This is a genomic window from Thioclava sp. F34-6 (assembly GCF_002213235.1).
Classification (GTDB): domain Bacteria; phylum Pseudomonadota; class Alphaproteobacteria; order Rhodobacterales; family Rhodobacteraceae; genus Thioclava; species Thioclava nitratireducens.
This window is the reverse complement of sequence record NZ_NBOA01000003.1, coordinates 334318-356240: the sequence shown is the minus strand read 5'-3', so window position 1 is coordinate 356240 and position 21923 is coordinate 334318. Positions and strand designations below refer to the sequence as shown.

The following is a 21923-nucleotide window of genomic DNA, read 5'->3' as shown; positions in this document are numbered from 1 at the left end:
AAGTGGGTTCCCGATATATCTTTCAACCCAATGTAAAGGAGGGGTGACATGACCCAATCCTCTCAAAGCTATCGTGTGACCTGCCTCGATTGCGGACAGGCCAACCGCGTCCCCGCCGAGAAGCTGGGCGCGAACCCGAAATGCGGCACCTGCGGCGGATGGCTCGTTTCGCACAAGGTGACGGAAGTAGATTTCAAGACGCTCGCCAAGGCCGAGAAGGACGACCTGCCGCTGCTGGTCGATTTCTGGGCGCCGTGGTGCGGCCCGTGCAAGGCGATGGCGCCGCAGTTCAACATGGCCGCAGAGAAGCTGACCCCGCATGTGCGGCTCGCGAAGATTAACACGCAGGTGAACCCTTCCGCGACTCAACGCTACCGGATTCAGGGCATTCCCGCTTTCATCCTGTTCGCGAAAGGCCGCGAGGTCGCCCGTGCCGCAGGGGCGCGCCCGGCAGGCGATCTGGTCAATTTCGTGAAGTCGAAAATCTCGGTGCCCGCATAAAGCGGATCGGCAGAAATTTTAGCGTGCGGCGCGGGCGGGCCGCTTGACAACGCCCGCGCCTTGCGCGAAATACCACGCCACGGTACGGGGCCTTAGCTCAGCTGGGAGAGCGCGTCGTTCGCAATGACGAGGTCAGGGGTTCGATCCCCCTAGGCTCCACCAAACCGCCTCTAAAAGCGCCCGACCTTCGGGCGCTTTTTGTGTTTTAAAGCGATCTCAAATACTTAGTGGAAGAGAGCCAGCCAGTGGCCCCGCTTTGTGGATGAACTATCCCCAGATTTCGTGGCACCCGCCCGGCTTATCCACCACAAATTGCTTTACAGAACGCAAACCTGCCTACACGATATGTTGTAGGGAAAGGCGGCTGCTACCGCCGTTCCTTGTAAAGCCGACAAGCCCTAGGGGAGCTGCACTCCGGGCATCTAAAAAGGCAGGGGGATACGAGCATGGCACTGAGCGAAGACTATCTGTACGCCGAGGAACTCCACCCGATCGACATCGTCGAGACGCTGGCCGAAGCCCATGAATGGGAATTCGACCGGGTTACCGATGACCAGATCGCAATGGCGGTCGAGGGTCAGTGGCGGACTTACTCGATCACCCTCGCCTGGTCGCCGATGGATGAAACCCTGCGGCTGATCTCCACTTTCGAGATGGATCCGCCCGCGACCCGTGAGGGCGCGCTCTACGAGCTTCTCAACCGCATCAACGACCGGGTCTGGACCGGCGCCTTCACCTTCTGGCCCGATCAGCGGCTGATGGTCTGGCGGCACGGGCTGGTGCTATCGGGCGGGCAGATGCCCGGGCCGGAGCAGATCGACCGGCTGATCGGCGCGGCTGTCGTGTCCTCCGAGCGGTTCTACCCGGCTTTCCAGCTGGCGACCTGGGGCGAGCGCACTCCCGAAGACGCGATGCAGGTGGCCATTGCGGAGGCCTACGGGCGCGCCTAATCTCCCCCCGAACAAAGGGGGAAGCATGAGCTTTGATAACATTTCCGACCGCGGCCTCGTCATTCTGGGCTGCGGACGCATGGGCGGCGCGATCCTTCAGGGGCTGTTGAAGGGCGGTCTGCCCGCAGCTTCGGTCTGGGTGGTCGATCCGAATCCATCCGACTGGCTGAAAGAGTCCGGCGTGAATCTCAACGCCGAACTGCCCGACAACCCGGCTGTCGTCCTCGTCGCGGTGAAGCCGCAGATGATGGCCGACGCGCTGCCGCAGCTGTCGGCCATGGCCGAAGGCGATACTCTGTTCGTCACCGTCGCCGCGGGGATCACCATCGAGGGCTACGAGAAGATGCTGGGCAAGCAGGCGCGTCTGGTGCGCGCCATGCCCAACACGCCCGCCGCGATCGGCCGTGGCGTGACCGCGATCGTCGGCAATCCGAACGCGACGAGTGACGATCTCGACACGGCGGATGCGCTGATGACCGGCGTGGGTCAGGTCGTGCGGCTCGACAACGAGGGCCAGATGGATGCGGTAATCGGCGTCTCCGGCTCGGGCCCGGCCTATGTCTTTCACCTGATCGAGGTGATGGCGGCAGCGGGCGAGGCCGAGGGGCTCGATCCCGACCTGGCGCTGCGGCTCGCCAAGGCGACCGTGGGCGGCGCGGGGCAACTGGCCGAGGACAGCGACGAGAGCCCGTCGAAGCTGCGCGAGAACGTCACCTCGCCCGGCGGCACCACGGCAGCGGCGCTCGAGGTTCTGATGGACCCCGAGGCCGGCATGCCGCCCCTGATGCGCAAAGCGGTCGCCGCGAATATCGCGCGCAACCGGGAGCTGGGGAAATGACCATCTCCTTCGACGACTTCATGAAGGTCGACATCCGGTGCGGCCGGATCACGCAGGCCGAGCCCTTCCCCGAGGCGCGCAAGCCCGCGATCAAGCTCTGGGTCGATTACGGCCCGGAGATCGGCGTGAAGAAAAGCTCCGCCCAGATCACGGTGCATTACGCGCCCGAGGAGCTGGTCGGCAAGCTGGTCTTCGGCGTGGTCAACTTTCCGCCGCGCCAGATCGGGCCGTTCATGTCCGAGGCACTGGTGCTCGGCGTGCCGGACGAGGCGGGCGAGGTCGTGCTGCTGACGCCCGACAAGGACGTCCCGATCGGCGGGAGGATGTATTGATGAAGCTCCTCGTGACCCGCAAGCTGACCGACGAAGTCGAGGCCCGCGTGGCGCGCGAATTCGACGTGACCTTCCGCAACGGGGCCGCGCCGATGACCGAGGAGGAAACCCGCGCGGCTCTGGCCGAGTATGACGCGCTTCTCGTCACGCTTGGCGACAAGGTGACGGCGGCGGCCTTCGAGGGCAGCCCGCGCGCGAAGATCGTGGCCAACTTCGGGGTCGGCTATAACCATATCGACGTGGCCGCCGCCGAGGCGAAGGGCATCACGGTGACCAACACGCCGGGCGCGGTGACGGACGCCACCGCCGATATCGCGATGATGCTGATCCTGATGAGCGCACGGCGCGCCTCGGCGGGCGAGCGGTTCGTGCGGCGCGGCGAGTGGACCGGCTGGACGCCGACGCAATTCCTAGGCCAGCACGTCTCGGGCAAGAAAGTCGGGATCATCGGTCTGGGCCGCATCGGCACGGCGATCGCGAAACGCTGCCATTTCGGCTTCGGCATGGAGGTGGCTTACACCAAGCGCACCCCCGTCGACCCGGGCTTCCCCGCGACGCATCTGAGCCAGGACGAGTTGCTCACCAGTTCCGATTTCGTGGTAATCGCGGTGCCGGCGAGCCCCGCCACGCATCACCTGATCGGCGCCGCCGAGATCGCGAAGATGCAGCCGCATGCGCATCTCATCAATATCGCTCGCGGCGATATCGTCGACGAGGCGGCACTGGTGGCGGCGATGCAGGGCAATGTGATCGCGGGCGCGGGCCTTGACGTCTATGAGCGCGAGCCCGACGTCCCCGAGGCCCTGCGCGAGATGGATAACGTCACGTTGCTTCCGCATCTGGGCACCGCCGCTCTTGAGGTGCGCGACGACATGGGCCACATGGCGGTCGACAATCTCATCGCCTTTCGTGACGGCAACACGCCGCCCAATCGCGTGTCGTCTTGACCTTTCACCTCCTTGGCGGGAGGCTCTGCCAAGGAGGATCCGATGCATCAAGCCGTCATTACCGGGACCGGGGTCTATACGCCGGAACACGTCATCACGAATGCCGAACTGGTCGAAGCATTCAACGCCTATGCCGATCTGTTCAACGCCGAGAACGCAGAGGCCATCGCCGCAGGCGAGATCGAGGCCAAGCCGCATAGCTCGGTCGAGTTCATCCTGAAAGCCTCCGGGATCGAGCAGCGCTACGTGATGGACAAGGAAGGCGTGCTGGACCCCACGCGCATGTATCCGCGCCTGCGCCAGCGTTCGGATGAAGAGCCCGGCATCATGGCGGAAATCGCGCTCGATGCCTGCCACAAGGCGCTGAAGATGGCGGGCCGCACGGGCGAGGACGTCGATCTGGTGATCTGCGCGGCCTCGAACATGGAACGCGCCTACCCCGCCATCGCGATCGAGATTCAGAAGCTTCTCGGCGCGGGCGGTTTCGCTTTCGATATGAACGTCGCCTGTTCCTCGGCCACTTTCGGCATTCAGGCCGCCGCCGACATGATCCGCACCGGCTCCGTGCGGCGCGCGCTGGTCGTGAACCCCGAAATCACCTCGGGCCATCTCGAGTGGCGCGACCGGGATTGCCATTTCATCTTCGGCGATGTGGCGACCGCGACGCTAATCGAACGGCACGAGGATGCGCCGCATGGTTTCCTGATCCGTTCCACCCGTTGCGCGACGGAGTTCTCGAACAACATCCGCAACAATAACGGCTTCCTGCGCCGCACCCGGCCCGATGGCGTGGCCGACCGCCGCGACATGCAGTTCATGCAGGAGGGCCGTAAGGTCTTCAAGGAAGTGCTGCCGATGGTGGCGGGCCATATCCACGACCACCTCACCGAGACTGGCGTGGCGACCGAGGACCTGCACCGCCTCTGGCTCCATCAGGCGAACAAATCGATGAACGACTTCATCGGCAAGAAAGTCTTGGGACGCGATCCCGAGGCGGGCGAGCAGCCCAATATCCTGCAGGATTACGCCAACACGTCGTCTGCCGGGTCGATCATCGCGTTTTCGAAATATTCCGACGATTTCAAACCGGGCGAGATCGGACTGATCTGTTCTTTCGGGGCGGGCTATTCGGTGGGCTCGGTCGTGGTCGAGAAGATCTGAGGCTTAGGCCTCTCCCATCGCCTCGCGCCAATGACGGCGGCAGAGGCTGACATAGGTCTCGTTGCCACCGATCTGCACCTGATCGCCATCGCGCAGCGCCTGTCCGTCCGGGCCCATCCGCACCACCATCGTGGCCTTCTTGCCGCAATGGCAGATCGTGCGGACTTCGCGCATCTCGTCGGCGAGCGCCAGCAGCGCCGCCGAGCCGGGGAACAGCTTGCCCTGAAAATCCACCCGCAACCCGTAGCACATCACCGGCACGCGCAGGTCATCGACCGCGCGGGCGATCTGCCAGACCTGCGTCTCGGTCAGGAACTGCGCCTCGTCCACGAAGATGCAGGCGCAGGGGCCGTCCGCCAAGCGCTTCTCGATCAGCGCGAACATATCGGTCTCTTCGGTGAAACAGGCCGCCTCCGCACCGATGCCGATCCGGCTCGCGATGCGCCCGTCGCCCGCGCGATTGTCGAGCCGCGCGGTCACGAGGAACGTCTCCATCCCGCGTTCGATATAGTTGTGGGAGGCTTGCAAGAGGATCGTGCTCTTGCCCGCGTTCATCGTGGAATAATGGAAGTAGAGCTTGGCCATGGCCTGCAATAGCCCGCGATTTTCAGGGGAGCAAGACTGCCCCAGCGACGTTCACGGACGGTCGGCGCTGTCCATCCAGATCGTGACCGGCCCGTCGTTCAGAAGCGCCACTTTCATATCCGCGCCGAACGCCCCGGTCTGGACCGGCAGGCCCAGAGATTCGAGGTGCCGGGCGAAATGCCGATACAGCCGATCGCCCTCTTCGGGCGGTGCGGCAGCAGAGAAACCGGGACGGTTGCCGCGCGAGGTGTCAGCGGCCAGCGTGAACTGGCTGACCACCAGACAGGCGCCGCCAATATCACCCACCGCGCGGTTCATCTTGCCCGCCTCGTCCTTGAAGATGCGCAGTTTCGAGACCCGCTCTGCCAGTTTCTCGGCCACTTTCTCGTCATCACCCTGCATCGCACAGCACAGGATCAGAAGGCCCGACCCGATCTCGGAGATGCGCTTGCCGTCGACGGTGACCGAGGCTTCGGAGACCCGCTGGACCAGCGCCCTCATGCCAGCTCGTCCGACCAGGGCGGGTTGGCCCCTGCCCGGCTGACGACGACCGCAGCGGCGGCCACGCCCAGCTTGAGGCAGTCGGAGATCAATTCGTCCTCGGCCCCTGCAAGCTTGCGTTTGTCGAGAGCATCGGCGCGATCCAGCGCCGCCAGAACGCCAGCGTTGAACGTGTCGCCTGCACCGACCGTATCGATTACCTCGACCTTGCGCGCGGGCACGAACACCTCGCAGTGCTTCGAGAAGCCATGCGCGCCGGTCGCGCCTTCGGTGACGAAGACCAGCTTCGGCCCCTTGGCGAGCAGCCCGCGCGCGAGATCGGCGATGGTGCCCGGCCCTTCGATCCAGCGCAGATCCTCGTCCGAGACCTTCACGATATCGGCCACGGCGAACATCCGTTCAAGCCGCGCGCGATAGGCCGTCTCGTCGCGGATGAAACCGGGACGGATATTCGGGTCGATCATCGTCACGCGGCTCTCCGCCTCGCGCAGCATCAGCGCCTCATAGGCCGCGCCGCAGGGCTCGACCGGCAGGGAGATGCCACCGAAGAACATCGCCTTCACCTCTGCCGGGATCGCAGGCATATCCTCGATCTTCAGCATGCGACCCGCGGTATTCTCGTCGTAGAAGGCGTAGCTCGCATGGCCGTCGGTGAGCGTCACGAAGGCCAGCGTCGTGGGCCGGTCCGAGCGGACCGAGAGCCCCGCATCGACGCCGCTATCAGAGAGTGAGTGGACCAGCATCTGCCCGAACAGATCCTCCGACAGCCCCGACAGGAAACCCGAGCGCGCCCCCAACCGCCCCAGCGCGATCGCGGTATTGAACACCGCTCCTCCGGGATAGGGCGCAAAGGCCGGCTCGCCTTGCGCGCTCTCGCGCGGGAGCATGTCGATCAGTGCCTCACCACAGCTCAGGATCATCGGGGCCTCTCCTCCGTCTTCGCGTTCCGATACCGCTAACACCTGCTACACGCGAAGCGGTCTCCGGGCAATCCCCGCTTGGGTCACGCTTCGCTCGGCCCGCCGCCACCGCCGCGCCGATTCCACCCTTCGATCAGCCATGCCCCCACCGTCAGCAGCGCTGCGAGGAGCAGCCAGACCCAGGCGGGCATCAGCGGCTGCACGCGGATATCGGTGGTGGCCGTTGCGCCGCGCGGCGTGATGCCGATCCAGCCGCGCCCTGCCGAGGGCCGCCCCGCACGCACCTCTCGGATATCGGGCACCCCGTCTTCGAGCCGCGTCACGCCGCCATTCGACGCCTCGACCACGGCAGCGAGGGGATCGCCGCTGGCAATCGTCTGTTCGAACTCGCGCGGGCTGGCGGGGCCCATCGCCACGACCCGCTCCAGATCGCCGTCCTTGAGCCGGTAGAGCCCTGCCTCGGGCGCGGTCCAGCGCGCGGTGAAGCGACCCGGCGCGGTCTCGGTCAGCGGCACTTCCTGCGTCGAGCCATCGGGCAGCGTCACGGTCACCGGCGGCGCGGTATCTTCCATCGTGCGACGGATGATCCGCATCGAAAGCGCGCCGGGATCGATCTCGGCATAGAGTGCCTCCTCTTCCAGCTCAGGCTCTTTCATCTCCCAATGCGCGATGCGGCGCAGCAATTCGAGCTGTGGCCCACCGCCGTCATAGCCGCGATCCCAGAGCCACGCCTGATCGGACGCCAAAAGCGCCACCCGCCCCTCGCCTTCGCGCGATAGCACCAGCAGCGGCTTGCCCTCGGCCCCGGACATGACGACCTCGCCGGTGGGGTTCGTCAGTTCGATCTGGCGCAGCCAGTGCCCCCAATGCGGGCCGTCTTTCTCGGCGGCCGTATCCTCGCCCTCGGGCGCAGGTGCCCCTTCCAGCCCGGCGGTCACCGGATGGCGCAGGCCCAGATCGGTCGGGCGCGGCAGAAAGCTTTCCGACATGACGCGGCCGGTGGGGCGCGCGGGCATGATGTCGCCAAGGCTCGTCTGATAGAGGCTCTCGACAGTTGCGAATTCCGGACCGGCGGCCACGAGGATCGCGCCGCCGCGCTCGACGTAATCCTTGATGTTGTCGAAATAGGCCGACGGCAGGATACCCCGTGCGCCGTAGCGGTCGAAGATGATCAGATCGAACTGGTCGATCTTGTCGACGAACAGCTCCTGCGTCGGGAAGGCGATCAGTGACAGCTCCGTCACCGGCACGCCGTCCTGTTTCTCCGGCGGACGCAGGATGGTGAAATGCACGAGATCGACGCCCGCATCCGACTTAAGAAGGTTGCGCCACGTCCGCTCGCCCGCATGGGGCTGACCCGAGACCAGAAGCACCCGCAGCCGGTCGCGCACGCCGTTGATCTGCACGGTCGCGACATTGTTGCGGTCGGTCAGCTCTCCATCCAGCGGCGTCAGCGTGAACTGCACCACGTTCTGCCCGCCATGGGTCAGCGTCAGCGGCAGTTCCAGATCGCGATCGGTGCGCACCTTGTAGCTTTTCGGGTCCTTGCCATCGATCGAGATCGTCAGATCGGCCACGCCGCCCGCGCTTTCGGGAACGGCGCCCATATCCTCGACCTTGAGACGGATATCGGTTTCCTCACCGATAATGCCAAAGGAAGGCGCGGTCTCGATCAGGATACGACGATCCCAGTCGCTGCGCTTGCCGGTCAGCAGCACCTGCAGCGGCGCGGGCAGATCGGGGGCAAGCTGCGCGTCATGGGCCTGCCCGTCGGTGACCATCAGCGCCCCCGCGACCCGGGCGCGCGGCTCGGCGGCCAGCGCCTCGGCGAGGCTCGCGCCCAGCTCGGTGCCGGCATTGTCGGCCCCGTCCGGAACGGTGATCCGGCGCGTCTCCACATTAGGCATCGCATCGAGCTGCGCTTGCAGACGTGCCACGGCGCGGTCGGTCTGTTGCCCGCGATCCGAGAGCTTCTGCGAGGAGGACCGGTCGTCGACCAGCAAAACGATATTCGACAGTGGCGTGGTCTGTTCGCGCTGCAAGGAGGGCTGCGCGATCGCGGCCAGCAGCACCAGCGCGGCCAAGGCCCGCAGCGCCCAGCCCTTAAGCCCGCGCCAGAGCGCCAGCGCCAGCAGAACGGCCGCCACAGCGGCCGCGCCCGCGATCACAGGCCATGGCAGAAGCGGCGCGAAGATTACCGACAGCCCGTTCATTGCCCCAGCCTTTCGAGAAGCGCAGGCACATGGACCTGATCGGATTTATAGTTGCCGGTCAGCACATGCATGATCAGGTTCACCCCGAAGCGATCCGCGATTTCGCGCTGACGCTCGCCGGTGCGGCCGCGCCCCACCGGGAACATCGGCATCCCGCGATCGTCGACGGCCCAGGCCGAGGCCCAGTCGTTACCGCCGATCACCACCGGCGTCACCCCGTCATTGAGGTTGCGAAACGGCATCCCCTCGGCGCGTTCGGCATCGGCTGGCGGAGCCTCCACCCAGATCGTGCCATCATAGCGACCGGGGAAATCCTGCAGAAGGTAGAAGGTGCGGGTCAGTACGTGATCATCCGGTATCGGCGCGAGCGGCGGAATGTCCAAGGGCGCGGCCAGCGCCTGCAAACGCTTGCCTGCAGGCGTCGCCTCGCCGAAGCCCGCGATATCGGCGTCGCGCGTGTCGAACAGGATCATCCCGCCGCCGCGCAGGTAGCGGTTCAGCTTGGCATATTCCATCGGGCTCGGTGCAGGCTGATCTGCCGTGATCGGCCAGTAGATGAAAGTAAAGACGGCCAGATCGTCGTTCTTCAGATCGACCATCATCGGCGCGGAAGGCTCGACCGTGGTACGCCGGTTGAGAACCTGCGACAGGCCCTTCAGCCCCGCCATCGAAACCCTGTCGACTTCGGCATCGCCGGTGGGCATCGCGGCCAGAACCACGTTGGACGCAGCCTCGATCGCGCGCGCCGGATCCATATCCTCGGAATGGGCTTGCGGCGGCGCGAAGCTTGCGAGGATCACGGCGGCCCCGAAAGCGGCGGCCTTCATCGCACGCGGCCCCCAGAGCTTGCCCGAGAGCGCCAGCGTCGCGAGGATGTCCAGCAGAAGCGCCGCAAGCGCAGCCCCCAGAAGCCAGCCTTTCAAGGGCATTTCGCGTTGTTCGAAAGCCCCTTCGACGGGGACATTCGCAGGCCAGCTCGCGGGCGAAAGCGTCGCGCCGCGCGGCAGGGCGTTCAGCGCGACCGAGCGGTCCTCGGCGGTGTAGATGCCCGGGCGCAGCTTCGGCCCCGGCTCGGCCTTGGCCAGCTCCTCGCCCGGCACACCTGCGGCAGCGCCTGCATCCTGCAGCCGCCCGAACCCGTCGAGCAGCTTCTGCGGCACCCAGGTCTGGCCCGCGAGATCAGCCTCTTCCGGCGCGGCGGGCCGGGCAGAGACCGCGAGCCGTTCCAGCATCTGCGGGAACAGCAGCGACAGCGGCAGGGTCGACCATTCGGCATTGGCGGTGACGTGAAACAGTACGACCGCCCCCTGCCCCATCTTGGCGCGGGTGACGAGCGGCGTGCCATCGGTCAGCGCGGCGATCGTGTGTTCGCTCAGGTCCGGCGCGGGCTCGGCCATGACCTGTGCCTTCACCGTCACGTCGTCGGGCACCGTCAGCCCCGTGAAGGGCGAGTTTTCCGGGAAGGGCGCCAGCGCGCGCGGATCGCCCCAGCTCATCGTGCCGCCCAGCGAGCGGCCTCCGGCGCGCAGCTGCACCGGCAGCAGCGTGTCGGCGTCGAGATTGGCATTGGCCATGCGCGGCCCTGCGAAGCGGATCAGCAGCCCGCCCTTCTCGACCCATTCCTGCAGTTTAGCCTGTTCGGGCAGATCGGCCATATCGGCGAGGATGATCACGTCCGGATCGGCGGTCAGCACGTCGGCAAGCGTGCCCTCGATCAGGTCCGCCGTTGGGGCGAGCGCCTGATGCAGGTAATGCGTGGGCGAGAGCAGCTCCAGCCCCTCGCGGTCGCGCGCACCCGACAGGATCGCGACCTTGCGGCGTTTGACCGCGTCATCGGTCAGGCTCACCGCACCGGCCGAGCGCATGCCCGTGACCTCGATCCGGGTAATCCGGTTGCGTAGCTCGGGCGGCAGATCGAAACGCAGCTCTGTTTCGCGGCTGTCGGTGAACTGAAGCGGCTGGCTCGCCAGCTCGCGCTCGACACCCGCCGGATCGCGCCCTACCGCGGCGACATCGCGCGGGCTGGGCGGAATAGTGGAGGCAAGCGCGGGCACGACGAGCGCGCCATCCTCGATCCGGGCCGCGCCCAGCGCCAGAACCGGCAGTTGCGGCTGCCAGACCTTGACCGGACCGCGCGCCTCCAGCGCGCTCAGAACACCGGCCCGGCTGTCGCGGGCCAACCCGTCAGACAGCCAGAGCGTCTCGAAATTCCCGTCCGGCAGGTTTGCGGCGTCGAAGTTCTGCGGCGCCCAAGGCTGCGGCTGGATGCCGGGGAGCGACTGGATCAGCGCGCCCGCATCCGTGAAACTCACCTGTGCGGGTGGCGGATCGGCCAGCGAAATTACAGCTGCCGGACGGCCCGCCTGCTGCGCATCCTTCAGCGCCGCCGTCATCCGCTCCACCCGGCGCGACCAATCGCGGGCAGAGGCCCAGCTACCGTCGACCACGATCAGGAGCGGCCCGGTTCCGGGCACGACCCGCTGTGGGTTCAGGACCGGCCCGGCAAAACCGATGATCGCGGCGGCCAGCGCCAGAAGACGGAGCGCCAGCAGCCACCACGGCGTGCGCGCGGCCTGCACTTCCTCGTCCTTGAGGCCCAAAAGCAGCGCGACGCCCGGAAAGCGCCTGCGGATCGGCGCGGGCGGTACCGCGCGCAGGATCAGCCAGATGATCGGCAACGCGGCGAGCCCCAGCAGAAGCCAGGGCGCGGTGAAGCCGATGGGGCCGAGCATCCACATCAGCGCCCCCTTTCGAGCGCGGAATAGAGCCAGAGCAGCGCCACCTGCGCCGGATCGCCCGTGTGATGGGTTGAGAACTGCCAGTCCGCGCTGCGCGCAAGCGTGGCGAGCTGATCGCGCCGTGCGGCCAGCCGGTCGAGATAACGCGCACGCAAATCGCCAGCCTTGCGCGTCTCATGGACCAGCGCGCCGGTCATCGACTGGAAGATCGTGCGCCCGTCATAGGGGAAGGCTTCCTCGTCCGGATCGAGCACCTGCATCATCACGCCCGACACGCCTCGATCCGCCAGACGCCCCAGCGCCGCCTCGATCGGGCCGAGATCACCGAAGAAATCCGACAGCAGCACCACGCGCGATTGCGGCGTGACGCCCGCGATTTCGGGCGCGCCGTAATCCTGCACGCCCGCCTCGCGCGACAGAAGGCCCGCAAGCTCCATTAGCTGCGCGCGTCCGGGCCGTGGTGGTGCGAGAGGGCCGGTCAGCCCCACGCGCTCACCGCCGCGCACCATCAGCACCGCGAGCGCGAGGCCCAACACCCGCGCGCGCTCGGATTTGGTGACGCGGGCGTTGCGACCGCTCTCGGCCCCGGTGAAGCGCATCGAGGCCGCATCATCGACCCACAGATGTACCGATTGCGCCAGTTGCCATTCGCGCTGGCGCACATATTGGCTATCAGAGCGCGCCGAGCGCCGCCAATCGACGAAGCGCAGCTCGTCGCCCGCATGGGCGGGGCGGTATTGCCAGAATTCCTCGCCCGATCCCGCGCGCCTGCGCCCATGTGACCCCATCTGAACGGTCGCCGCCAACTGCTCTGCCGCGACCAGCAGCGGAGGCAGCGCAGAGGCTGCCCCTTCCGCCTCGCGGCGCAGGCTCAGCGCGGGGGCGGGCCCCGACGCTGTGGTATCGGAGGTCACGCTCAAGCGGCGGCCCCGGCGGCGCGCGGCCCGGTGACCTCTGCCACGGCGCGGTCGATCAGGTCGCCCAACGTCTCGCCCCGGGCGCGGGCCGCGAAGCTCAGCGCCATGCGGTGGATCAGCACCGGGCGGGCCATTGCCTGCACGTCGTCCAGCGTCGGCGCCAGTCGGCCATTGATCAGCGCACGCGCCCGAACGGTCAGCATCAGCGCCTGCGCGGCCCGCGGCCCCGGTCCCCAGGCCAGCGCATCGCGGATGAAGTCGGGCGCCTCGGCCTCGCGCGGACGGCACAGCCGCACCAGATCGAGGATCGCATCGACAACCTTCTCGCCCACGGGCATCTGCCGCACGATCCCCTGCGCCTCGATTAGTTCGGCCGGGGTGAAGACGGTATGCGCGCCCTCCGCCGCGACACCGGTGGTCGCCAGCAGGATCGAGCGCTCTGTCTCGCGATCCGGGTAATCGACGTCGATCTGAACGAGGAAACGGTCGAGCTGGGCCTCGGGCAGTGGATAGGTGCCCTCCTGCTCGATCGGGTTCTGCGTGGCGAGAACGTGGAAGGGCGGGCCAAGCGGGCGATGCTCGCCGGCGATGGTGACCTCGCGTTCCTGCATCGCCTGAAGAAGCGCAGACTGGGTCCGGGGCGAGGCGCGGTTGATCTCGTCCGCCATCAGCAGCTGGCAGAAGACCGGGCCTTCGAGGAAACGGAACGCGCGGCTGCCGTCGGGCGCCGTTTCCAGAACTTCGGAGCCCAGAATATCGGCGGGCATCAGGTCCGGCGTGAACTGGATGCGGTTCGATCCCAGCCCCATCACGGTCGACAGCGTCTCGACCAGAAGCGTCTTGCCCAAGCCCGGCAAGCCGACCAGAAGCGCGTGCCCCCCGGACAGCATCGCCGCCAGAACCAGCTCCACCACCTGATCCTGCCCGATGAATCGCCGGTCGATCGAGGCGCGCGCCTGTGCGAGCTTGCCGCCAAGTCGTTCGATATCTTCCATCAGCTTTTCGGGCTCGGCCATGACATTCTCCCCGTTGATGCCTATCTTGCCAGCAAAGCAGATAACCACGCTCCGACCAACGGCCAAATTTGCATGACGGATCACAAACAGACAGTTTCGACCTCTTCCCCCACGGCAGATGGGCTTGCGGATGCAGCCAAGAAAGCCAGCAAAAAGGGCCCGCCGCCCGTGCATTTGTGGGATCCGCCCTTCTGCGGCGACCTCGATATGGAGATCCGCCGCGACGGGACGTGGTTCTATCTTGGCACGCCGATCGGCCGCGAGGCGCTGGTGCGACTGTTTTCATCGATTCTGAAACTGGAGGATGGGAAATACTATCTCGTTACCCCGGTCGAGAAGGTGGGCATCCGGGTCGAGGACGCGCCGTTCATCGCCGTCGATTTCACCGCTGAGGGCGAGGGCGACGACCAGTCGATTCGCTTCACGACCAATGTGGGCGACGTGGTTCTTGCCGATGCAGACCACGCGATCCGGGTGGAACATAGCGAGGATGGCGAGCCCCGCCCCTATCTGCATGTGCGCCGCGGACTGGAGGCGTTGATCGACCGCAAGAGCTTTTACCGGCTCGTCGATCTCGCCGTGACCCGCGAATTTGAGGGCGAAGATTGGACCGGTGTGATCTCGGCTGGCAGCTTCTTCCCGATCATGCGTGCCGCGGAGCTGTGATGTGCCGAAGTTCGCCGCGAACCTGACGTTCCTCTTCACCGAACTGCCTTTCATGGATCGTTTCAAAGCGGCAAGAAAAGCCGGCTTCGACGCGGTCGAGGTGCTGTTTCCCTACGACGCTTCCGCGCAAGAGATGCGCCACGAACTGATCCGTCACGACCTGAGCTTCGTGCTGATGAACGTGCCGCCGCCGAATTACACCGGCGGCGATCGTGGCTTCGCCGCGGTACCGGGCAGCGAAGCGCGCTTCCGCCGCGATTTCGACCGCGCGATGCGCTTCGCCGATATCCTGAAGCCACGCGCCATCCATATCATGGCGGGCAAGGCCGAAGGGGCGGAGGCCCGCGCGACCCATATCGAGAACCTGAAATGGGCGACGGCGCGCGCGCCGAAACGGGTCCTGACGATCGAGCCGGTCAACCCGACCGACATGCCCGGTTATTTCCTCGACAGCTTCGATCTCGCGGCGGAAGTGCTCGACGCGGTCGCTGCCCCGAACCTACATCTGCAATTCGACGCCTATCACGCGCAGATGCTGACCGGCGATCTGGCGGGCTGTTGGGCCGCGCACGGGCATCGCGCGGCGCATGTGCAATTCGCGGATGCGCCGGGCCGGGGCGCGCCCGGTTCGGGCAAAAGCGATCTCGCGGGCTTCTTCGCGACGCTTGATGCGGCAGGCTATGATGGCTACGTCTCGGCGGAGTACACGCCGAAGGGCAGCACACCGGAAAGTCTGGACTGGCTAAGCTAGGCCCCGCGCTCAATGCGCGGGGTGCGCCCCGTGCTCATGAGCATGGTCGTGATCGTGAGCCGCGTGGTCGTCATTTGCCTTGTGGTCGGCGCAGCCCAGATCCGCGCTTTCCGGCTCCAGCGTCGCATGATGGATGCCGAACTGGTGTGCCAGCATATCCTTGGCCCGCGCAATGACGGTTGCGTAATTCCGCCCCTCCGCCAGCACGAGATGCGCCTCGACGGAGACGCGCCGCTCGTCGATCTGCCACAGGTGGACGTGGTGGACACCCTCGACGCCTTCGACATCCCCCAGCGCACGGCGTACCTCGGTGCTGTCCTTCTCGGGCGGCGCACCGAGCATCAGGATGCGCAGCACCGGTTTCAGATCGGTGGCGACATGCCACAGGATGAAGAGCGAGATGCCGATGGTCAGGATCGGATCGACCATCTTCCAGTCGTAGAGCAGAATCACGACACCGCCCACGATCACGGCGACCGACGCCCCGGCATCGGCCAGATTATGCAGGAAAGCCGCGCGGATGTTCAGGCTGTGCTTGGAGAGCGCATAGGTCAGCGCCGCCGTCGCCAGATCGACGATCAGCGCCAGCGTCGCGAGCCAGACCACGATCCAGCCATCGACCTGAGGCGGATCGATCATCCGCCCGACAGCCTCCACGATCAGCCAGAGCGAGATCAGGATCAGCGCGATGTAATTGACGAAGGCCGCGATGACCTCGGCGCGCGACCAGCCGAAGCTCATCGCGGCATCCGCGCCGCGCTTGGCCAGCTTGCGCGCCCCGAAGGCCAGCACCAGCGCCGCCGCGTCGGAGAAATTATGAACCCCGTCCGCGATCAGCGCCATCGAGCCAGCGATCGCCCCGCCCAGCACCTGCGCGACCGTCAGGATGACATTGACGACCACCGCCCAGAGCACACGGTTATCGCTCGCATCGGCGTCGAGATGGTGGTGGTGATGATCGTGGGGCATGGGCGCTTTTCTCGAATCTCGGCGCCTGAGGCGCGGTTGGGACGCTCCGCAGGGGATGTTGGGGCCAAGTCGAACGCGATGCCCGCATTTTCGGCTTGGTCCAAATATCCCCGCCGGAGGCATGGGCAGTCTCAACATTGCGCGGCGGCGGGGTCAATGCGAGACAACTCGTTCGCGCGGATCAGCACACAGGTTTGTGCGTTGCCTCCTCACGTTCAATCACCAAAATGCGAGCGGAGAATTTTCCGACCCGAGAAGGAGACCCGATGATCCCCGCGCGCTATGCCCATTTCGTCTTCAGCCTGATCCTGTCGGGGATCATGTCATTTCTGGTCTCGGGCGTGGCGACCTACCGGGCGACGGGGCTTGTGGAGGACTTTCCGGCGCTCTGGGCGGCAAGCTGGCTCTCGAGCTGGATGTTCGCCTATCCTTCGGTGCTGCTGGTCGCGCCGTTGGCGCGGCGCGTGACCAATATCCTCGTGCGTCAACCCGCGGCTCAGTGAGCGGCGGCCCAGCTCTCCCCCTGCCCCGCGTCGACGACGAGCGGCACCGAGAGCTTCATCACCGGCTCCGCCGCGCCTTCCATCGTGGCCCGGGCGGTCTTGATCAGGTCGTCGATCGCGGCGTCCTCGACCTCGAAGATCAGTTCGTCATGCACCTGTAGCAGCATCCGGGCCGGGAGACCGTCGATCGCCTCGGGCATCCGCACCATCGCGCGGCGAATGATATCGGCCGCAGCCCCCTGGATCGGCGCGTTGATCGCGGCGCGTTTGGCGAAGCCCGCCGACGGGCCTTTCGCGCCAATATCGGGCGTATGGATTTTACGTCCGAACAGGGTCTGGACGTATTTGTGCTCCTTCGCGAAGGCCACCGTGTCGTCCATGTATTTGCGGATACCGGGGAAGCGTTCGAAATAGCGGTCGATGAAGCCCTGCGCCTCGGCCCGCGGGATGCGCAGGTTGCGGGCAAGGCCGAAGCCGGAAATCCCGTAGATCACGCCGAAATTGATCGCCTTCGCCTGACGGCGGATCTCCGGCGTCATCTGGTCGAGCGGCACGTCGAACATCTCCGAGGCAGTCGCGGCGTGAATGTCCAGTCCTTCCTTGAAGGCCTCGCGCATCTCGGGAAGATCCGCCACATGGGCGAGGATGCGCAATTCGATCTGGCTGTAGTCGAGCGACACGATCTTGCAGCCCTCGCGCGCCACGAACGCCTCGCGGATGCGGCGGCCTTCCTCGGAGCGCACGGGAATGTTCTGCAGGTTCGGATCGGTCGAGGCCAGACGTCCGGTATTCGCGCCCGCGATCGAGTAGCAGGTATGGACGCGGCCCGTTTCGGGATGGACATGGGTCTGCAGCGCATCCGTGTAGGTCGATTTCAGCTTCGAGATCTGACGCCAGTCGAGCACACGTGCCGCCAGCCGCGCGGCCTGCGGGTTGGTGTCTTCCATCGTGGTCACGTCTTCGAGCACATCCGCGCCCGTGCCGTAGGCCCCGGTCTTGCCCTTCTTGCCGCCCTCGACGCCCATCGTGTCGAACAGGATCTCACCCAGCTGTTTCGGCGACCCGACATTGAAGGGCTGGCCCGCGATCTCGGCGATCTCGTCTTCGAGTTGCGCCATCTTCTGCGCGAAGGCGTTGGACATGCGCGACAGCACCGAGGCGTCGACCTTCACGCCCGCGATTTCCATATCGGCCAGCACCGGCACCATCGGACGCTCCAGCGTCTCGTAGACGGTGGTGACGCGTTCGCGATGCAGCCGCGGCTTGAACTGATGCCAGAGGCGCAGCGTGATATCGGCGTCCTCAGCGGCGTAGCGCGTGGCCTTCTCGATCTCGACCTTGTCGAAGGTGATCTGGCTCTTGCCGGTGCCGATCAGTTCCTTGATCGGGATCGGCTGGTGGTTGAGGTAGCGATCCGACAGCGTATCCATCCCGTGGCCGTGCAGCCCCGAGAACATTGCGTAGGACATCAGCATCGTGTCGTCGATCGGCGCCACGCGGATCCCGAGCCGGGCGAAGATCTTGAAGTCATACTTCATGTTCTGGCCGATCTTCAGGATCGCCGGGTCTTCGAGCACGGGTTTGAGGAGCGCCAGCGCCTCCTTGAAGTCCATCTGGCCGGCGACACGTTCGGAGCCGCCGAAAAGATCATCGCCGCCGGAGATATGTGCGAGCGGCAGATAGGCCGCCTTGCCCGCTTCGGTGCACAGCGACACGCCCACCAGTTCGGCCTTCATGTCATTGAGGGACGTGGTTTCGGTGTCGACCGCGACCCAGCCCTTGGCGCGGGCCTCATCCAGCCACTGCGTCAGTGTCTCGGCATCGCTGATGCAGACATAGCTGTCGGGATCGAAGGGCGGCTGGTCCACCTCCGGCGCGGGGTCGACATGGCTTGCCTGCACGTCGGTGACGACGGGCGCGGGCGGCGGCTCGGCGCCGAATTTCTCGGCCACGCGGCGGGTCAGCGTGCGGAACTCCATCTCATTGAGAAAGCCCATCAGCGTATCGACATCGGGCTCGCGGATTTCCAGATCGTCGAGCGTGAACTCGATGGGGGTCTGATCGTCTAGAGTTACCAGCTGCTTCGAGAGGCGAATCTGCTCGGCCTTCTCGATCAGCGTCTCGCGGCGCTTGGGCTGCTTGATCTCGGAGGCACGTGCGAGCAGCGTCTCCAGGTCGCCAAATTCGTTGATCAGAAGCGCCGCCGTCTTCACGCCGATGCCGGGGGCGCCGGGGATATTGTCGACCGAGTCGCCTGCGAGCGCCTGCACGTCGATCACGCGCTCGGGGGCGACGCCGAACTTCGCCTCGACCTCCTCGACACCGATCGCGCGGTTCTTCATCGCGTCGAACATCTCGACCCCGCCGCCGACGAGCTGCATCAGATCCTTGTCCGACGAGATGATCGTGACGCGACCGCCGGCCTCGCGGGCCTGCCGGGCGAGCGTCGCGATGATGTCGTCGGCCTCGTAGCCCGCCAGTTCCTCGCAGGCGATATTGAACGCCTTTGTTGCCTCGCGTGTCAGCGGGATCTGCGGGCGCAGTTCCTCGGGCATCTCGTCGCGATTTGCCTTATAGAGATCGTAGAGGTCGTTGCGGAAGGTGTGGCTGCCCTTGTCGAAGATCACGGCTGCGTGGGTCGGCGCGTCGGAGCCCTTGGCGTCCTCGATGTATTTCCACAGCATGTTGCAGAATCCGGAGACCGCCCCGATCGGCAGCCCGTCGGATTTGCGAGTCAGCGGCGGAAGCGCATGATAGGCGCGGAAAATGAAGGCCGAACCGTCGATCAGATGCAGGTGACAGCCTTTGCCGAATGCCATTGCGGAGCCCTCCTTCGCGCGTTGGCCCCGGTTGTGCCACAGGGGGGTGCAGAGGGAAAGAGGATCGGCGACCGCTCAGCGTGAAGGGCCGCGCCCGAGCCTTGGGTGCGCGCTTCGCTGTCGTCTGGTTTGAGCAGTTCATTTCGCAAGCCCGTAGGGCAGAGAGGCTGTAGGCTCCATCACCAATGCGCCCTCCCGGGGGAAGGTCGTGCGCGGCCCGGGCTGGTCGGCCGCGCCGAGCGATACGCGTGGCGCCCCTTGCCAGAGCCCCCGAAATCCCCCATCTCAAGCGGCAACCGTAAAGGATTTGAGCTATGGACTATTCCAAAATGGGCGGCGCGAAGCCGCCGAAGAACACGCCCAAACATGCCGAGCATAACGCCTACGGCACCGACAAGACGCCTTTCAGCAAGAAGGACCCGAAGGCTGCGCTGCTTGAACGCATGAAACGCGCGGCACAGAAAAAGGACGGCTGAACGCCGTCCTTCCCTGTCGACTCAGACAGGTTCAGTGATCGTCATGCGCGTGATCGCGGTCGATCACGTATTTCTTGTCGCAATAGCCGCATTCGACGAAACCGGTGTCCCGCGGGATCGACAGCCAAACGCGCGGATGGCCGAGTGCCCCCTCGCCGCCGTCGCAGGCAACCTTCCAGGTGGTGACGACCTCGGTCTCGGGTGCGTCGGGGGCATTGGGCGAATGGGTGGCAGTCATGGATGCTCCGTATATATAAGGCACGAAAACCGCGCCCTGAAATCTGGGCTTCATTCTAGCAATCGCGAAAGGCGGGGCAAGTTGGAACAGCAGGCAATTGAAGTCACCGGGCTGCGCAAAACCTATGCAGGCGGCAAGAAGCAGGCACCGAAAGAAGCACTGAAGGGGCTCGACCTGTCGATCCCTGCGGGGTCGATCTTCGGGCTTCTCGGCCCGAACGGGGCGGGCAAGTCGACGCTGATCAACATTCTTGCCGGGCTGGTGAAGAAAACCGACGGGCGCGTCGTGATCTGGGGTTTCGATCAGGACGTGAACCCGCGCCAGTCGCGCGCCGCGATCGGGGTGATGCCGCAGGAACTGAACATGGATCCGTTCTTCACGCCCCGCGCGGCGCTGGAGATGCAGGCGGGACTCTATGGCGTGCCGAAATCCGAGCGCTGGACGGACGAGATTCTCGAACTGGTGGGCCTGTCGGACAAGGCCGAGGCTTATGCGCGCAACCTCTCGGGCGGGATGAAGCGGCGTCTGCTGCTTGCCAAAGCGCTGGTACATCGCCCGCAGATCCTCGTGCTAGACGAGCCGACCGCAGGCGTCGATATCGAGCTGCGCGCGATGCTCTGGCGCAATGTCCGCAAGCTCAATGAGCAGGGCATGACGATCATCCTGACCACGCACTACCTCGAGGAAGCCGAGGAAATGTGCGACGAGATCGCGATCATCAACAACGGCGAACTGATCGTGCGCGACACCACGCCGAACCTTCTCAAGCGGATGGACCGCAAGGCGCTGGTGGTGGAGCCGCGCAACGAAGTCACGATAGAGATTCGGCTTCCCGAAGGCGTCACGCTCGAGACCCGCGCGGGCGGACAGATGGCGTTTTCCTACTCGCGCAACGAGACCTCGGCAGAGGATATCCTTGACGCGCTGCGCGTCGCCGGGGTCGAGATTCGCGACATCGCGAGCGAACAGCCGGGCCTCGAGGAAGTCTTCGTCTCGCTGACCTCGAACCGTTAGAGCCCGTGGCTGCGGTCGTAGGCGTTGGGCGCGGGCGGCGCCCAGCCTTCGGGCGCTGATTTCGGGCGGTAGATTTCCACGCCCAGCGGGTAACATGCAGCCGTGTCCGAGCTGTGCTCGGCTGAACAATCCCCGCCCGGGCACGCCGACAGAACGCCCAGCAAATCGGTCTCTGCGAAGAATTCGAGATAATCACCGGGCCGGACCGGGCTCGCCTTCATGAAATACTGCCCGGTGTCGTGGGTGAAGCCGGTGCACATGAAGACGTTGAGCACGTCATGCACCAGCGCCTCCGCCTCGTGCAGAGGCAGATCACGGGCCGCGGCCAGCGCACGGGTCAGGTTCGAATGGCAGCAATGGTGATACTGTCCGCCATCGGACAGCAGGCAATGCGTATAAGGATCGCAGCGCGTGCCGATCACGTCATGGACCGAGCCACCGAATGCGTCGATGCCATACCAGTCGAGCGTATCCTCGGTAATCGTCGCCAGCGGGCGCATCGTCGGAAAGCCGGACCACAGCCGGTCGCCGCGGCTCAGATGCGTGCCATGCAGCGCGCGTGTCTTTCCGGAATAGAACCGCTCGGACAGGTCCGCCGAGAACAAATTCAGATCACCCACCTGCGGCCCCTCGACCGAAGCGATGCGGAAGAAATGTCCGGCGGGTACGTCGAAGGCCAGCGCCTCGCGCGGGGGCACGCGCAGGTCGGCGATCTTGTCCCAGTCCCCGCGCGCGGCGCGATAGGCGGGCAGGTCCGGTGCGGGCAGCGCGTCCGTCGGGTAACAGATCACCGGTGCGATATCGCGGCGGGTTTGGGCGTCTTCGGGCGCGGCGTGCTCGGGCGTCGGATGCATGGGGCTCCCTCCTT

22 protein-coding genes and 1 tRNA gene are annotated in these 21923 nt (G+C 65.7%); 12 read left to right on the top strand and 11 right to left on the bottom strand.

Annotated features, from left to right (window positions below; translation table 11 throughout):
- Positions 1–48 precede the first annotated feature (48 nt).
- From B6V72_RS07875 to B6V72_RS07845, 7 genes are all read left to right on the top strand, one after another.
- On the top strand, positions 49–501 hold the full coding sequence (locus B6V72_RS07875) for a thioredoxin domain-containing protein (RefSeq protein ID WP_088735270.1): 453 nt from the start codon (positions 49–51) through the stop codon (positions 499–501).
- Between the two features lie 86 nt (positions 502–587).
- Positions 588–663 (top strand) — tRNA-Ala (locus B6V72_RS07870).
- A 284-nt stretch (positions 664–947) separates the two neighbouring features.
- Positions 948–1451, top strand: a complete 504-nt coding sequence (locus B6V72_RS07865; RefSeq protein ID WP_075776162.1) for a YbjN domain-containing protein — start codon at positions 948–950, stop codon at positions 1449–1451.
- Positions 1452–1476: 25 nt separating this feature from the next.
- Positions 1477–2289 carry a pyrroline-5-carboxylate reductase gene (gene proC, locus B6V72_RS07860; RefSeq protein ID WP_088735269.1) on the top strand — a complete coding sequence of 271 codons (813 nt, stop codon included), beginning with the start codon at positions 1477–1479 and terminating at the stop codon, positions 2287–2289.
- The gene (locus B6V72_RS07855) at positions 2286–2621 is read left to right on the top strand and encodes a tRNA-binding protein (RefSeq protein ID WP_075776164.1); all 336 of its coding nucleotides are present in this window, start codon (positions 2286–2288) and stop codon (positions 2619–2621) included. Before proC ends, B6V72_RS07855 begins: the two co-directional genes overlap by 4 nt.
- Positions 2621–3568 (top strand): D-glycerate dehydrogenase, encoded by a 948-nt coding sequence (locus B6V72_RS07850; RefSeq protein ID WP_088719074.1) that lies wholly within the window; start codon positions 2621–2623, stop codon positions 3566–3568. Before B6V72_RS07855 ends, B6V72_RS07850 begins: the two co-directional genes overlap by 1 nt.
- Positions 3569–3610: 42 nt before the next feature.
- A complete protein-coding gene (locus B6V72_RS07845) occupies positions 3611–4729 on the top strand; it encodes a beta-ketoacyl-ACP synthase III (protein ID WP_088735268.1) in 1119 nt (372 codons plus the stop codon).
- Positions 4730–4732: 3 nt separating this feature from the next.
- On the opposite strand, the gene B6V72_RS07840 is transcribed toward B6V72_RS07845, so the two are convergent.
- The 7 genes from B6V72_RS07840 to B6V72_RS07810 form a co-directional block, all read right to left on the bottom strand.
- Entirely contained in the window at positions 4733–5314 is a 582-nt protein-coding gene (locus B6V72_RS07840; RefSeq protein WP_075776167.1) for a thymidine kinase, read from the bottom strand.
- Between the two features lie 51 nt (positions 5315–5365).
- A complete protein-coding gene (gene dtd / locus B6V72_RS07835) occupies positions 5366–5815 on the bottom strand; it encodes a D-aminoacyl-tRNA deacylase (RefSeq protein WP_088735267.1) in 450 nt (149 codons plus the stop codon).
- Positions 5812–6735: a carbohydrate kinase gene (locus tag B6V72_RS07830; protein ID WP_088724675.1), complete on the bottom strand. Its 924-nt coding sequence runs from the start codon at positions 6733–6735 to the stop codon at positions 5812–5814. Before B6V72_RS07830 ends, dtd begins: the two co-directional genes overlap by 4 nt.
- 83 nt (positions 6736–6818) lie before the next feature.
- Positions 6819–8948 (bottom strand): hypothetical protein, encoded by a 2130-nt coding sequence (locus B6V72_RS07825; RefSeq protein WP_088735266.1) that lies wholly within the window; start codon positions 8946–8948, stop codon positions 6819–6821.
- The gene (locus B6V72_RS07820; protein WP_088735265.1) at positions 8945–11686 is read right to left on the bottom strand and encodes a DUF4159 domain-containing protein; all 2742 of its coding nucleotides are present in this window, start codon (positions 11684–11686) and stop codon (positions 8945–8947) included. The genes B6V72_RS07825 and B6V72_RS07820 overlap by 4 nt, the downstream gene beginning before the upstream one ends.
- Positions 11686–12606 carry a DUF58 domain-containing protein gene (locus B6V72_RS07815; protein WP_240497703.1) on the bottom strand — a complete coding sequence of 307 codons (921 nt, stop codon included), beginning with the start codon at positions 12604–12606 and terminating at the stop codon, positions 11686–11688. The genes B6V72_RS07820 and B6V72_RS07815 overlap by 1 nt, the downstream gene beginning before the upstream one ends.
- Positions 12603–13619 carry a MoxR family ATPase gene (locus B6V72_RS07810; protein ID WP_078519704.1) on the bottom strand — a complete coding sequence of 339 codons (1017 nt, stop codon included), beginning with the start codon at positions 13617–13619 and terminating at the stop codon, positions 12603–12605. The genes B6V72_RS07815 and B6V72_RS07810 overlap by 4 nt, the downstream gene beginning before the upstream one ends.
- A gap of 72 nt (positions 13620–13691) precedes the next feature.
- On the opposite strand from B6V72_RS07810, the gene B6V72_RS07805 reads away from it, so the two are divergent.
- Positions 13692–14285 (top strand): DUF1285 domain-containing protein, encoded by a 594-nt coding sequence (locus tag B6V72_RS07805; RefSeq protein ID WP_088721933.1) that lies wholly within the window; start codon positions 13692–13694, stop codon positions 14283–14285.
- A gap of 1 nt (position 14286) precedes the next feature.
- A complete protein-coding gene (locus tag B6V72_RS07800; RefSeq protein ID WP_088735264.1) occupies positions 14287–15036 on the top strand; it encodes a TIM barrel protein in 750 nt (249 codons plus the stop codon).
- Positions 15037–15045: 9 nt separating this feature from the next.
- On the opposite strand, the gene B6V72_RS07795 is transcribed toward B6V72_RS07800, so the two are convergent.
- Positions 15046–16005, bottom strand: a complete 960-nt coding sequence (locus B6V72_RS07795) for a cation diffusion facilitator family transporter (RefSeq protein WP_088735263.1) — start codon at positions 16003–16005, stop codon at positions 15046–15048.
- Between the two features lie 266 nt (positions 16006–16271).
- On the opposite strand from B6V72_RS07795, the gene B6V72_RS07790 reads away from it, so the two are divergent.
- Entirely contained in the window at positions 16272–16508 is a 237-nt protein-coding gene (locus B6V72_RS07790; protein ID WP_075776176.1) for a DUF2798 domain-containing protein, read from the top strand.
- On the opposite strand, the gene polA is transcribed toward B6V72_RS07790, so the two are convergent.
- Entirely contained in the window at positions 16502–19327 is a 2826-nt protein-coding gene (polA, locus tag B6V72_RS07785) for a DNA polymerase I (RefSeq protein ID WP_088735262.1), read from the bottom strand. The two genes, B6V72_RS07790 and polA, sit on opposite strands and share 7 nt — an antisense overlap.
- A 314-nt stretch (positions 19328–19641) precedes the next feature.
- Here polA and B6V72_RS19155 point away from each other — a divergent pair, with 314 nt between their 5' ends.
- A complete protein-coding gene (locus tag B6V72_RS19155; protein WP_166504559.1) occupies positions 19642–19803 on the top strand; it encodes a hypothetical protein in 162 nt (53 codons plus the stop codon).
- A gap of 31 nt (positions 19804–19834) precedes the next feature.
- Here the strand turns inward: B6V72_RS19155 and B6V72_RS07780 are convergent, their stop codons facing one another.
- Positions 19835–20041: a zinc-finger domain-containing protein gene (locus B6V72_RS07780; protein WP_075776178.1), complete on the bottom strand. Its 207-nt coding sequence runs from the start codon at positions 20039–20041 to the stop codon at positions 19835–19837.
- Between the two features lie 81 nt (positions 20042–20122).
- Between B6V72_RS07780 and B6V72_RS07775 the strand changes: the two genes are divergently transcribed.
- Positions 20123–21055 carry an ABC transporter ATP-binding protein gene (locus B6V72_RS07775; RefSeq protein ID WP_240497702.1) on the top strand — a complete coding sequence of 311 codons (933 nt, stop codon included), beginning with the start codon at positions 20123–20125 and terminating at the stop codon, positions 21053–21055.
- Here the strand turns inward: B6V72_RS07775 and B6V72_RS07770 are convergent.
- Positions 21052–21909 carry a DUF1989 domain-containing protein gene (locus tag B6V72_RS07770; RefSeq protein WP_088735260.1) on the bottom strand — a complete coding sequence of 286 codons (858 nt, stop codon included), beginning with the start codon at positions 21907–21909 and terminating at the stop codon, positions 21052–21054. The genes B6V72_RS07775 and B6V72_RS07770 overlap by 4 nt on opposite strands.
- Positions 21910–21923 lie beyond the last annotated feature (14 nt).